The following is a 12,594-nucleotide window of genomic DNA, read 5'->3' as shown; positions in this document are numbered from 1 at the left end:
AAACGGGGGTCCTGGGGCCGGCCGGGGACTCAGTGGGTTGCACCGAGTCCCCGTACCGGACTCCCGTCAGACCTCTTCGACGCTGCTCGGCTCGCGCCGGGACAGGTCGATACCGAGCTCCTCCGCTGCGCGGAAGACGTCCTCGTCGGTGTCGCGCATCTCGATGGACATGCCGTCCGAGGACAGCACCTCCACGTTGAGGCACAGGGACTGCATCTCCTTGATGAGCACCTTGAAGGACTCAGGGATGCCGGGCTCAGGGATGTTCTCGCCCTTGACGATGGCCTCGTAGACCTTCACGCGGCCGGTCACGTCGTCGGACTTGATCGTCAGCAGCTCCTGGAGGGCGTACGCGGCGCCGTAAGCCTCCAGCGCCCACACCTCCATCTCACCGAAGCGCTGGCCACCGAACTGGGCCTTACCACCCAGCGGCTGCTGGGTGATCATCGAGTACGGACCGGTCGACCGGGCGTGCAGCTTGTCGTCGACCAGGTGGTGGAGCTTGAGGATGTACATGTACCCGACCGAGATCGGGTCCGGGAACGGCTCGCCGGAGCGGCCGTCGAACAGACGCGCCTTGCCGGAGGGGAGCACCATGCGCTCGCCGTCGCGGTTCGGGATCGTGTGCTGGAGCAGACCCGCGAGCTCGTCCTCACGCGCACCGTCGAAGACGGGGGTGGCGACGTTGGTGCCCGGGGCGACCTGGTCGGCACCGATGGCCTGCAGGCGCTTCGCCCAGTCGTCCGCGAGGCCGGAGACGTCCCAGCCGCGGCTGGCGAGCCAGCCGAGGTGGATCTCCAGGACCTGTCCCGGGTTCATTCGGGACGGGACACCCAGCGGGTTCAGGATGATGTCGACCGGGGTGCCGTCCTCGAGGAACGGCATGTCCTCGATCGGAAGGATCTTGGAGATGACACCCTTGTTGCCGTGACGGCCGGCGAGCTTGTCACCATCGGTGATCTTGCGCTTCTGGGCGACGTAGACGCGGACCAGCTGGTTCACGCCCGGAGGAAGCTCGTCGCCCTCCTCGCGGTCGAAGACGCGGACGCCGATGACCTTGCCGGTCTCGCCGTGCGGCACCTTCAGCGAGGTGTCACGGACCTCACGCGCCTTCTCACCGAAGATCGCGCGGAGCAGACGCTCCTCCGGGGTCAGCTCGGTCTCACCCTTGGGCGTGACCTTGCCGACGAGGATGTCGCCGGCGACGACCTCGGCACCGATACGGATGATGCCGCGCTCGTCGAGGTCGGCGAGGACCTCCTCGGAGACGTTCGGGATGTCCCGGGTGATCTCCTCCGGGCCGAGCTTGGTGTCACGGGCGTCGACCTCGTGCTCCTCGATGTGGATCGAGGAGAGGACGTCGTCCTGCACGAGGCGCTGCGACAGGATGATCGCGTCCTCGTAGTTGTGACCCTCCCACGGCATGAACGCCACGAGCAGGTTCTTGCCGAGCGCCATCTCACCGTTCTCGGTGGCCGGACCGTCGGCGAGGACCTGGCCCTCGATGACCCGGTCGCCCTCGGAGACGACGACCTTCTGGTTGACCGAGGTGCCCTGGTTCGAGCGGGAGAACTTGGCCATCCGGTACGTGGTGTACGTGCCGTCGTCGTTGGCGACGGTGATGTAGTCGGCCGAGACCTCCTGGACGACACCGTCCTTGTCGGCCTTCGGCACGTCACCGGCGTCGGTGGCACAGCGGTACTCCATGCCGGTACCGACGAGCGGGGCCTCGGACTTAATCAGCGGCACCGCCTGACGCATCATGTTCGCGCCCATGAGGGCACGGTTGGCGTCGTCGTGCTCGAGGAAGGGGATCATGGCCGTCGCGACCGACACCATCTGGCGCGGCGAGACGTCCATGTAGTCGACCTCGGTCGGCGGGACGTAGTCGACCTCGCCGCCACGGCGGCGGACCAGAACACGCGGCTCGGTGAAGCGGAGCTCGTCGTTCAGGGTCGCGTTCGCCTGGGCGATGACGTAGCGGTCCTCTTCGTCGGCCGTGATGTAGTCGACCTCGTCGGTGACCTGGCCGTCGACGACCTTGCGGTACGGCGTCTCGATGAAGCCGAACGCGTTGACGCGGCCGTACGAGGCGAGCGAACCGATCAGACCGATGTTCGGGCCTTCGGGGGTCTCGATCGGGCACATACGTCCGTAGTGGGACGGGTGCACGTCTCGGACCTCGAAGCCGGCCCGCTCACGGGACAGACCACCAGGACCCAGCGCCGAGAGACGACGCTTGTGCGTCAGACCCGACAGCGGGTTGTTCTGGTCCATGAACTGCGACAGCTGGCTGGTGCCGAAGAACTCCTTGATGGAGGCGACGACCGGCCGGATGTTGATCAGGGTCTGCGGCGTGATCGCCTCGACGTCCTGCGTGGTCATGCGCTCACGCACGACGCGCTCCATACGAGCCAGACCCGTACGGACCTGGTTCTGGATGAGCTCGCCGACGTTACGCAGACGACGGTTGCCGAAGTGGTCGATGTCGTCGGTCTCGACGACGATGTCCCGGCCCGACTCGCCGATCGTCTCGGTCTCGCCCGCGTGGAGCTTCACGAGGTACTTGATCGTGGCGATGATGTCGTCGGTGGTCAGGACACCGGCGTCCAGCGGCTCGTCCGCGCCGAGCTTCTTGTTCACCTTGTAGCGGCCGACCTTCGCGAGGTCGTAGCGCTTCGGGTTGAAGTAGAGGTTCTCGAGCAGCGTCTGAGCGGCCTCACGGGTCGGCGGCTCGCCCGGACGGAGCTTGCGGTAGATGTCGAGCAGCGCGTCGTCCTGGCCCTGGGTGTGGTCCTTCTCCAGGGTGGCGCGCATGGACTCGTACTCGCCGAACTCCTGCAGGATCTGCTCGGTGGTCCAGCCGAGCGCCTTCAGGAGGACGGTCACGGACTGCTTGCGCTTGCGGTCGATGCGGACACCGACCATGTCGCGCTTGTCGATCTCCATCTCCAGCCAGGCACCCCGGGACGGGATGATCTTGGCCGAGAAGATGTCCTTGTCGGACGTCTTGTCGATCGAGGAGTCGAAGTAGACGCCCGGCGAACGGACCAGCTGCGAGACCACGACACGCTCGGTGCCGTTGATGACGAAGGTGCCCTTGTTCGTCATGAGCGGGAAGTCGCCCATGAAGACCGTCTGGGACTTGATCTCGCCGGTCTCGTTGTTGGTGAACTCGGCCGTGACGAAGAGCGGGGCGCCGTACGTGAAGTCACGGTCCTTGCACTCGTCGATCGAGTTCTTCGGGGGCTCGAAGCGGTGGTCGCGGAAGGTCAGCGACATCGACCCGGAGAAGTCCTCGATCGGAGAGATCTCCTCGAAGATCTCTTCCAGACCCGACTTCCTGGGGACGTCCTGTCCCGACTCGAGAGCTGCCTCGACGCGAGCCTTCCAGGCGGCGTTGCCGAGCAGCCAGTCAAAGCTCTCGGTCTGCAGCGCGAGGAGGTTCGGAACCTCGAGGGGCTCCTTGATCTTTGCAAAGGAGATGCGCAGCGGGGCGGTGCTGGCGCCGTTGTTCGTATTGGTCGAGGCGTTGCGCGAGGCGGCCAAGAGGGGGTCCTTCCGAGGGCTCGGACTCACTACGCGCGTACCGGTCCCCAGCGACGCAGAGGGACAGACGATTCCTGATGTGGCCAAAGGCCCAGGTCAGGTCAGGTCTGCCGACAATGCTCTCGCGAGGGTATGCCCCAGGTGACGGGCAGGGGGCAGCTAACAGGCAGCGCAAAGGGTCAGTGTAGCCACTTGGCCCACTGATGTCCAGGGCGAGTTTTTCGCGACCCTCGTTGCTCTCAACTCCGCGGTACCTCGCGCCGTGCGGCGCACCTCGATACTGCCCGTTCCGCCGTCGATCCATGCCTCGGATACGGATCGTTGTGACGACGCGTCCTGAGAATTGCGCGCTGCGTGCGGTTCGTCAAGGCCCCCCGGTCAGCGGGGGCGCACGGCGAAGATCACCATACTCCGCCAGGGACGGCTCTCACACCCGTCGCCACGCCCGTCCCGGGGTACGCCGAAGGGCGACCACCCGGATGGGTGATCGCCCTTCGAAGGCGCCTGAGAGGCGCCTGAGCGAGTCAGGAGACTCGCAGGGTCTTACTTGACCGTGACGGAGGCGCCGGCGGCCTTGAGGGACTCGGCAGCCTTCTCCGCGGCCTCCTTGGCGACCTTCTCGAGGACCGGCTTCGGGGTGCCGTCGACGAGGTCCTTGGCCTCCTTCAGGCCCAGGGAGGTGAGCTCACGCACGACCTTGATGACCTGGATCTTCTTGTCGCCCGCACCCTCGAGGATGACGTCGAACTCGTCCTGCTCGGCCTCGGCCTCGGCCGGGGCACCGGCGGCGGCCGGGCCGGCAACGGCGACGGCAGCGGCGGCGGTGACGTCGAACTTCTCCTCGAAGGCCTTCACGAACTCGGAGAGCTCGATGAGGGTCATCTCCTCGAACTGCGCGAGCAGGTCGTCCTGGGACAGCTTCGCCATGATGGCGTCCTTCCACTAATTCGGCAGGTGCCGGATGTACATGTAGGCGGGCGTACGTTCGGCCCGCTGCGACCGTCGCCCTAGCGGGCGGCGATCATTGCGCGAGCCGAGTTACTCGGCACCGCCCTGCTCGGCGAGCTTGACGCGAAGCGCCTCCGCGGTGCGGACGAACTTCGACGGCAGCGCCTGGAGGAGCGAGGCAGTCTGGGACTGCTTGCCCTTGAACGCGCCGGCCAGCTTGCTGAGCAGAACCTCGCGGGACTCGAGGTCCGCAAGCTTCTTGAACTCGTCGGCGGACAGCGCCTTGCCGTCAAGGACACCGCCCTTGATGACGAGGTTCGGGTTCTCCTTGGCGAAGTCACGCAGAGCCTTCGCCGACTCCACCGGGTCACCGGTGACGAAGGCGGCCGCGGTCGAACCAGCAAGCTGGTCGTCCAGCGCGGCGATCCCGGCCTGGTTGGCCGCAATCTTGGTCAGCGTGTTCTTCACCACGGCGTACTGGGCGTTCTCACCGAGCGAACGACGCAGCGTCTTGAGCTGCGCCACGGTGAGCCCCGTGTACGAGGTCAGCACGACGGCGTTCGAGCTGCGGAACTTGTCCTCCAGCTCGGCTACCGCGGCAGCCTTGTCGGGCCTTGCCATAGAGCGTCGGCCTCCTTCCGGGTGATGAGGACCGCTCAGAAGGGGCTGAGCAAAAGAAAACGCCCCGGCGCAGGCGCACGGGGCTCAGCTCGACCGAATCGAGAACGATCCGGGAACTCTTCCACGATCACCTGCGCGGGCCGTTCGCATCTCAGCGAACCTTCGGCCACCGGACCCTCTTTCGAGAGCACGGCAACGACCAGCGGTCTTTGGCTTCTGTGGAAGAGTACGCGACGTGTGCGGCGGGGAGCAAATCCGCCCGTACGGCTCAGCTCTCGCCGAGGCCGGCGAGCGCCTCCGCCAGGTCGTAGGTGTCCTTCGCCGGCGGGGCCTCGACGGCGGCCTTCGGGCCGTAGTCGGTGTAGTCGGCCTTCATGTGCATCGTGCCGACCCCCGTCTCCATGCCGACGACCATGCGGACCGGGTAGCCGGCGGCGTCGACCCAGACCTCGGTGTCGTAGCCCTTCAGACCGACCTTCTCGACGTTGGCGACGAGCTTCTCGCGCTCCTCCTCCGAGAGCAGCGCGGACTTCTCCTTGTTGGAGTCCAGCATCTGCTCGAAGCTGAGCGTGCCCTTGTAGTGCTGGGCCTGGACGCCGTTGACCTTCTCGGCGCCGACGTGCTTGAGGTCCGGGGACTCCAGGAGCAGGGCGAGCTGCTGGGCCGGGTCCTGGTTCAGGCTGTTCTCCAGACCGCCGGTCAGTTCCTTCTGGGCCTGCCCGCCCTTGAGGTCCAGCTTCATCCAGCGCTTGCCGTCCAGCTCGGCGGTCTTCTCGGCGCCCATGTCCACATACATGACGTCGTCGACCATGATCATGCGCATCTGCTCGGGGGCGTCCGGGTCGCCCGCCGTCATCATGGAGCCCTTCATGGTGATGTCCATGGCACCGGGGTTCCACCCCTGCACGCCGGTCAGCTCCATGGTGCCGCCGCCGTCGACGGCCTCCGGCATCGTCATGGTCATCCGCACCCACGCGGACTTGGCGGCCGACGTCTTCTCGTACGCGGCCCGGATCACCTTCGTGACGGCCGCGTGCGTCTGGATCCGCGGCTCGGCCGTAGCCTTCGCCGGGGCGTCCGCGGCCTTCCTGCCCCCGCCGCCGTCCTGACAGCCCGCGACACCGGCGATGACGGCCACGGCCGTCAGCGAGACGCCCGCGCGCTTCCATGCGGTCATGCCCATGAGTCCCCACCCCTTGATGTTGCCGTTCCCCGATCGGCTGAACGGTATCCCAGGGCTCCGACAGCCCCGTACGAGAAAACCGGCCCCCGGCCCCTCCGAAGAGGGGCTGGGGGCCGGCTGACCACTCAGTGAGCCGTGTGGGCTCAGACCGCGGCCGGGTCCTCCTCGACGAGGAGGTTGCGGGTGCGGTTGGAGTCCAGCGGGATGCCGGGGCCCATCGTCGTCGTCAGGGTCGCCTTCTTGATGTAGCGGCCCTTGGCGGCGGACGGCTTCAGACGGAGGATCTCCTCCAGAGCCGCGGCGTAGTTCTCGACCAGCTTCGTCTCGTCGAAGGAGACCTTGCCGATGATGAAGTGCAGGTTCGAGTGCTTGTCGACGCGGAACTCGATCTTGCCGCCCTTGATGTCGTTGACAGCCTTCGCGACATCGGGGGTGACGGTGCCGGTCTTCGGGTTCGGCATGAGACCACGCGGGCCGAGGACGCGGCCGAGGCGGCCGACCTTGCCCATGAGGTCCGGGGTGGCCACAACGGCGTCGAACTCGTTCAGGCGCTGGCCCTTGGAGATCTCGTCGATGAGCTCGTCGGAACCGACGATGTCGGCGCCAGCGGCGATCGCGGCCTCGGCACGGTCACCGGTCGCGAAGACCAGGACCCGGGCGGTCTTACCGGTGCCGTGCGGGAGGTTCACGGTGCCACGGACCATCTGGTCGGCCTTGCGCGGGTCGACGCCCAGGCGGAAGGCGACCTCGACGGTGCCGTCGAACTTGGTGGCGGCGGTGTCCTTGGCCAGACGGACGGCCTCGAGGGGGGCGTAGTTACGCTCCCGGTCGATCTTGGCGTCCGCGGCGCGGAGTGCCTTGCTGCGCTTCACTGCTTCTCCTGTTGGTTCAGGTGTGTGGAGTCGTGGTGCGGGCCGGCGCTGGCCCTACCACTGAGGTCACAAGGGGGCTGATCAGCCCTCGACCGTGATGCCCATGGAACGGGCGGTGCCGGCGATGATCTTCGACGCGGCGTCCAGGTCGTTGGCGTTCAGGTCGGGGAGCTTGACCGTGGCGATCTCGCGGACCTGGGCGGCCGTGAGCTTGGCGACCTTGGTCTTGTGCGGCTCGCCGGAGCCCTTGTCCACACCCGCGGCCTTGAGGATCAGCTTGGCGGCCGGCGGAGTCTTGGTGATGAAGGTGAAGGAACGGTCCTCGTAGACCGTGATCTCCACCGGCACGACCATGCCACGCTGCGACTCGGTCGCGGCGTTGTAGGCCTTGCAGAACTCCATGATGTTGACGCCGTGCTGGCCCAGCGCGGGACCGACCGGCGGGGCCGGGTTGGCCGCGCCGGCGTTGATCTGGAGCTTGATAAGCCCCGTGACCTTCTTCTTCTTGGGAGGCATTGCTCTCTCCGGGTCCTAGTGAGAGTGTTCAGCCGCCTTCCGGTCATCCGGATGGAGGCATACCGCACAACGATAACGGGTATAGACGTGCGGCTAAAAACCGAGCAGGTCAGAGCGGCTGTGAGAGCCACTCTGACCTGGGTCGGAAACCGGTGAACCCTGTGACCTGTGAGGGTCCGGGAGGGTCAGTTCTTCTGGATCTGGTCGAAGCTGAGCTCGACCGGAGTCTCGCGGCCGAAGATCTCGACGAGGCCCTTGACCTTCTTCGAGTCGGCGTTGATCTCGTTGATCGTGGCCTGGAGGGTGGCGAAGGGGCCGTCGGTGACGGTGACCGAGTCGCCGACCTCGAAGTCCAGGACCTGGACCTCGACCTTGCGGGCCGGAGCCGGCTTGCCCTCGGCCTCGGCGGCCTCGCGGGCGGCCTTCTCCTCGGCCTCGGGGGCGAGCATCTTGACGATCTCGTCCAGGGTCAGCGGGTACGGGTCGTAGGCGTTGCCCACGAAGCCGGTGACGCCGGGGGTATTGCGGACGACGCCCCAGGACTCGTTCGTCAGATCCATGCGGACGAGAACGTAGCCGGGCAGCTTGTTCTGCCGGACGTTCTTGCGCTCGCCGTTCTTGATCTGGACGATCTCTTCCTCGGGCACCTCGGCCTGGTAGATGAACTCCTCGACGTTCAGCGAGACGGCACGCTGCTCGAGGTTGGCCTTCACGCGCTTCTCGTAGCCCGCGTAGGTGTGGATGACGTACCACTCGCCGGGCAGACCGCGGAGCTCGTCACGGAGGGCCTGGATCGGGTCGACGGGAGCGGCGGGCTCCTCCTCGGCCTCCTCGGCCTCTTCCAGCTCGGCCTCGACGTCGGTGTCCTCGTCGGACTCGTCCTCATCGGACTCGTCTTCGCCGGACTCGACGTCGGTGTCGTCCTCGACGTCCTCGTCCGACTCCTCGGAGTCGTCCTCGACGGAGAGGGCGGCCTCTTCGGCAGCCTCGCCCGCAGCGGCGTCAGCAGCCTCAGCCTGGTCCTCGTCGGCCGCCTCGAGGATGTCGAGCTCGTCCTCGGAAACAGACTCGTTCAGGTTCGGGTCAGACACGGTGGCTGCTTCTTCCTGGATACAGATGGGGTGGAACAAGAAGTCAGCCGAAGACGTACTTGACTGCTTCCTGGAAGCCATAGTCAATCACGGTCACAAGGCCGATCATGATGACAACGAAGACAATCACTACCGTGGTGTACGTCGTCAGCTGGCTGCGAGTGGGCCAGACGACCTTGCGAAGCTCCGCGACGATCTGGCGGTAGAAGAGCGCGAGACGGCCCAGGGGGCCCTTCTTGCCGCGCTTGCCGCCCTTGCGGGCCTTCTTCTTCGAGTCCGGAGCCTCGTCCTCGGCATCAGGCATGTCGATGGAGCCCACGGCGTCCGTCACGCTTCTCACCTGATCCCGGGTCATGGCAGTGCCGTGCCGGGTGGATCCGCACGGCGGTGCATTGAAGTACGTACATGCGCACACATCCTGGCGGTGTGTGTAGCAGGGCCGGAGGGACTTGAACCCCCAACCGCCGGTTTTGGAGACCGGTGCTCTACCAATTGAGCTACGACCCTTTGTGGCTCCCCCAACCTACCGCATCGTGAGATGTGGTCGGTGAGGGCCAACGAGCAGTGAGTGTACGTGTTCATGAGCGCCGCGTCGAACAGAAAGCACGTCGGAGGCCCCGCGGACCCTCGTACGACCGAGAATGACCGGTCCTGTCCGCACCCTGAAACCTGTGTGCCGGTCGGAAAGGCGGTCTGGGAGCATGGCCGTATGAGCGCTGCTACCCCTCCGACCGAGCGCCGGGTCTCCGCCCGCGTCGGTGCGATCTCCGAGTCCGCGACCCTCGCCGTCGACGCCAAGGCCAAGGCCCTCAAGGCCGCCGGGCGCCCGGTGATCGGGTTCGGCGCGGGTGAGCCCGACTTCCCGACGCCGGACTACATCGTCGAAGCCGCCGTCGAGGCGTGCAAGAACCCGAAGTACCACCGCTACACGCCGGCCGGCGGTCTGCCGGAGCTGAAGGCCGCGATCGCCGCCAAGACCCTGCGCGACTCCGGCTACGAGGTCGACGCCTCCCAGGTCCTGGTGACCAACGGCGGCAAGCAGGCCATCTACGAGGCGTTCGCCGCGATCCTCGACCCGGGCGACGAGGTCATCGTCCCGGCCCCGTACTGGACGACGTACCCGGAGTCGATCCGGCTCGCCGGCGGTGTCCCGGTCGACGTCGTCGCCGACGAGACCACCGGCTACCGCGTCTCGGTGGAGCAGCTGGAGGCGGCTCGCACGGAGAAGACCAAGGTCGTCCTCTTCGTCTCCCCGTCGAACCCGACCGGCGCCGTGTACAGCGAGGCCGAGACCGAGGCGATCGGCCGCTGGGCCGTCGAGCACGGCCTGTGGGTGCTGACGGACGAGATCTACGAGCACCTCGTGTACGGCGACGCGTCCGCCGTCTCCCTGCCGTCGGTCATGCCCGAGCTGCGCGACAAGTGCATCGTCGTCAACGGTGTCGCCAAGACGTACGCGATGACCGGCTGGCGCGTGGGGTGGATCATCGGCCCGAAGGACGTCGTGAAGGCCGCGACGAACCTGCAGTCGCACGCCACGTCCAACGTGAGCAACGTGGCGCAGGCCGCCGCGCTCGCCGCCGTCTCGGGCAACCTGGACGCGGTCGAGGAGATGGGGCGCGCCTTCGACCGGCGCCGCCAGACCATCGTGCGGATGCTCAACGAGATCGAGGGCGTGCTCTGCCCGACCCCGGAGGGCGCGTTCTACGTGTACCCGTCGGTGAAGGCGCTGCTCGGCAAGGAGATCCGCGGCAAGCGCCCGCAGAACTCGGTCGAGCTGGCGGCCCTGATCCTGGACGAGGCCGAGGTCGCGGTCGTCCCGGGCGAGGCCTTCGGCACGCCGGGCTACCTGCGGCTCTCGTACGCGCTGGGTGACGAGGACCTGGTGGAGGGCGTGTCCCGGATCCAGAAGCTGCTGGCGGAGGCGCGCGACTAGTCCCGCGGTCCCGCACGGGCCCCCGGTTCTTCGGAACCGGGGGCCCGTTTTTACGTTCTAGCAAGGTCCCGATCGGGGAAAGGGGCTGTGTTCGGCCATTCGGGTGCGGCAAGATCCTTCAATGGAGCACGTTTCCGAGCACGTTTCCGAACAGGTTTTCCGCGACATCAGCCTGCTGCCCAAGGCGCATCTGCATCTGCACTTCACCGGTTCGATGCGGCCCACGACGCTCATCGAGCTGGCGGACAAGTACGGCGTCCATCTCCCGGAGGCGCTGAGCAGCGGCACACCGCCCAAGCTGCGGGCCACCGACGAGCGCGGCTGGTTCCGCTTCCAGCGGCTGTACGACATCGCCCGGTCCTGCCTGCGGGAGCCCGAGGACATCCAGCGCCTGGTCCGCGAGGCGGCACAGGAGGACGTGCGGGACGGCTCGGGGTGGCTGGAGATCCAGGTCGACCCGACCTCGTACGCCCCGCTGCTCGGCGGTCTGATCCCGGCGATGGAGATCATCCTCGACGCGGTCGACTCGGCCGCGCGCGAGACGGGCCTCGGGATGCGGGTCCTGGTGGCGGCGAACCGGATGAAGCACCCGCTGGAGGCCCGTACGCTCGCGCGGCTCGCGGTGCGGTACGCGGACCGGGGCGTGGTCGGCTTCGGGCTCTCCAACGACGAGCGCCGTGGCATGGCCCGCGACTTCGACCGCGCGTTCGCCATCGCCCGCGAGGGCGGTCTGCTCGCGGCCCCGCACGGTGGTGAGCTGACGGGTCCCTCGTCGGTACGGGACTGCCTGGACGACCTCCGGGCGGCGCGGATCGGCCACGGGGTGCGGGCGGCGGAGGACTCCCGGGTGCTGCGCAAGCTCGCCGAGAGGGGCGTGACCTGCGAGGTCTGCCCGGCGTCGAACGTGGCGCTGGGGGTCTACGAGAAGCACGAGGACGTCCCGCTGCGCACGCTCTTCGAGGCGGGTGTCCCGATGGCCCTGGGCGCGGACGACCCGCTGCTCTTCGGGGCGCGGCTGGCGGCCCAGTACGAGATCGCCCGCCGCCACCACGGCTTCACGGACGCGGAACTGGCCTCCCTGGCCCGCCAGTCGATCCACGGCTCGGCGGCGCCGGAGGACGTCAGGCGGAAGCTGCTCGCGGGCGTCGACGACTGGCTGGCCGCCCCGGCGGCGTGAAGCGGTGCAGGGGCGGGTGGGCCTGGAAGCCGATGTCGATCTCGGGCCGGTCCCATCGGTGGTCGGGCTCCAGGTAGGGGGTGAGCGAGGCGACGAGGGCGTCGTGCCCCTGCCGTGCGCGCCTCTCCAGCGGCCCGAAGCCGGCCGCCGTCCCGACGGCCGTGGCCGCGGCGGCGAAGACGTCCCGGCCGCCGAAGAGGAAGAGCGTGCGGGCGTGCACGTCGGGCCGGAGCCATTCCGTCGCGCGCCGGTGGCGCCGCTCCCACTCCGCGTGCCAGTCGGCCGCGTGGGCGGCGGTGCGCTCCTCGTGCGTACGGACGGTCAGCGGGCGGCCGTCCCGGAGGCGGGCCCTGAGCCCTGGCCACGCGGAGGGACGCAGCCCTGCCGAGGGGTTGGCGAGGACGAGATCGACCGGCACCCCGGGGGCGAAGGTGCGCGGAAGGCTCTCGCGCAGCGGCACGTGGACGATCGTGTGCCGGGAGAAGGCCGCGAAGGAGAACAGGGCGGCGAGCCGGGAGAGCCCGTCGTGATCTCCGAGGAGATAGCCCCAGCGCTCTCCGAGCGGGTCGTTGAGCGTGGTGTGCCGCAGCGGGTGCCAGGGCTGTACGACCCTGTGCTCCAACGGGCCGGTACGGGGCCGGAATTCACGGACTCGTAGACGCATGGGCGTCAGCGTGGCCCGGCGGATCCCCGCGCGGCAA

Annotated in this window: 11 protein-coding genes and 1 tRNA gene; 2 read left to right on the top strand and 10 right to left on the bottom strand. The window is 67.7% G+C overall.

What is annotated here, in order from left to right:
- Nucleotides 1-66: 66 nt before the first annotated feature.
- From rpoB to ACFY8U_RS11210, 9 genes are all read right to left on the bottom strand, one after another.
- Nucleotides 67-3,549 (bottom strand): DNA-directed RNA polymerase subunit beta, encoded by a 3,483-nt coding sequence (gene rpoB / locus ACFY8U_RS11250; protein WP_361606912.1) that lies wholly within the window; start codon nucleotides 3,547-3,549, stop codon nucleotides 67-69.
- A 543-nt stretch (nucleotides 3,550-4,092) separates the two neighbouring features.
- Nucleotides 4,093-4,476 (bottom strand): 50S ribosomal protein L7/L12, encoded by a 384-nt coding sequence (gene rplL / locus ACFY8U_RS11245; protein ID WP_093874561.1) that lies wholly within the window; start codon nucleotides 4,474-4,476, stop codon nucleotides 4,093-4,095.
- Nucleotides 4,477-4,587: 111 nt separating this feature from the next.
- Nucleotides 4,588-5,118, bottom strand: a complete 531-nt coding sequence (rplJ, locus tag ACFY8U_RS11240) for a 50S ribosomal protein L10 (RefSeq protein ID WP_137993973.1) — start codon at nucleotides 5,116-5,118, stop codon at nucleotides 4,588-4,590.
- A 268-nt stretch (nucleotides 5,119-5,386) separates the two neighbouring features.
- On the bottom strand, nucleotides 5,387-6,301 hold the full coding sequence (locus tag ACFY8U_RS11235; protein ID WP_389568659.1) for a hypothetical protein: 915 nt from the start codon (nucleotides 6,299-6,301) through the stop codon (nucleotides 5,387-5,389).
- A gap of 143 nt (nucleotides 6,302-6,444) precedes the next feature.
- Complete coding sequence (gene rplA, locus ACFY8U_RS11230; protein ID WP_361445285.1) at nucleotides 6,445-7,173, bottom strand: 50S ribosomal protein L1; 729 nt, start codon at nucleotides 7,171-7,173, stop codon at nucleotides 6,445-6,447.
- Nucleotides 7,174-7,254: 81 nt separating this feature from the next.
- The gene (gene rplK / locus ACFY8U_RS11225) at nucleotides 7,255-7,689 is read right to left on the bottom strand and encodes a 50S ribosomal protein L11 (RefSeq protein WP_030318720.1); all 435 of its coding nucleotides are present in this window, start codon (nucleotides 7,687-7,689) and stop codon (nucleotides 7,255-7,257) included.
- A 185-nt stretch (nucleotides 7,690-7,874) separates the two neighbouring features.
- A complete protein-coding gene (gene nusG, locus ACFY8U_RS11220; RefSeq protein WP_389568656.1) occupies nucleotides 7,875-8,780 on the bottom strand; it encodes a transcription termination/antitermination protein NusG in 906 nt (301 codons plus the stop codon).
- 43 nt (nucleotides 8,781-8,823) lie between these two features.
- Nucleotides 8,824-9,111: a preprotein translocase subunit SecE gene (secE, locus tag ACFY8U_RS11215; RefSeq protein ID WP_137993978.1), complete on the bottom strand. Its 288-nt coding sequence runs from the start codon at nucleotides 9,109-9,111 to the stop codon at nucleotides 8,824-8,826.
- A gap of 103 nt (nucleotides 9,112-9,214) precedes the next feature.
- Nucleotides 9,215-9,287: transfer RNA gene (locus tag ACFY8U_RS11210), tRNA-Trp, on the bottom strand.
- A 202-nt stretch (nucleotides 9,288-9,489) separates the two neighbouring features.
- Here ACFY8U_RS11210 and ACFY8U_RS11205 point away from each other — a divergent pair.
- Both ACFY8U_RS11205 and ACFY8U_RS11200 read left to right on the top strand, forming a co-directional pair.
- A complete protein-coding gene (locus ACFY8U_RS11205; protein ID WP_361606923.1) occupies nucleotides 9,490-10,716 on the top strand; it encodes a pyridoxal phosphate-dependent aminotransferase in 1,227 nt (408 codons plus the stop codon).
- 121 nt (nucleotides 10,717-10,837) lie between these two features.
- Complete coding sequence (locus ACFY8U_RS11200; RefSeq protein ID WP_389568652.1) at nucleotides 10,838-11,893, top strand: adenosine deaminase; 1,056 nt, start codon at nucleotides 10,838-10,840, stop codon at nucleotides 11,891-11,893.
- Here the strand turns inward: ACFY8U_RS11200 and ACFY8U_RS11195 are convergent.
- Nucleotides 11,838-12,557, bottom strand: a complete 720-nt coding sequence (locus ACFY8U_RS11195; protein ID WP_389568649.1) for a hypothetical protein — start codon at nucleotides 12,555-12,557, stop codon at nucleotides 11,838-11,840. The two genes, ACFY8U_RS11200 and ACFY8U_RS11195, sit on opposite strands and share 56 nt — an antisense overlap.
- Nucleotides 12,558-12,594: the final 37 nt, after the last annotated feature.

The organism is Streptomyces sp. NPDC012508 (assembly GCF_042902595.1).
GTDB lineage: Bacteria > Actinomycetota > Actinomycetes > Streptomycetales > Streptomycetaceae > Streptomyces.
The sequence above is the reverse complement of the archived record's forward strand: the minus strand, read 5'-3'. Positions and strand labels throughout refer to the sequence as shown.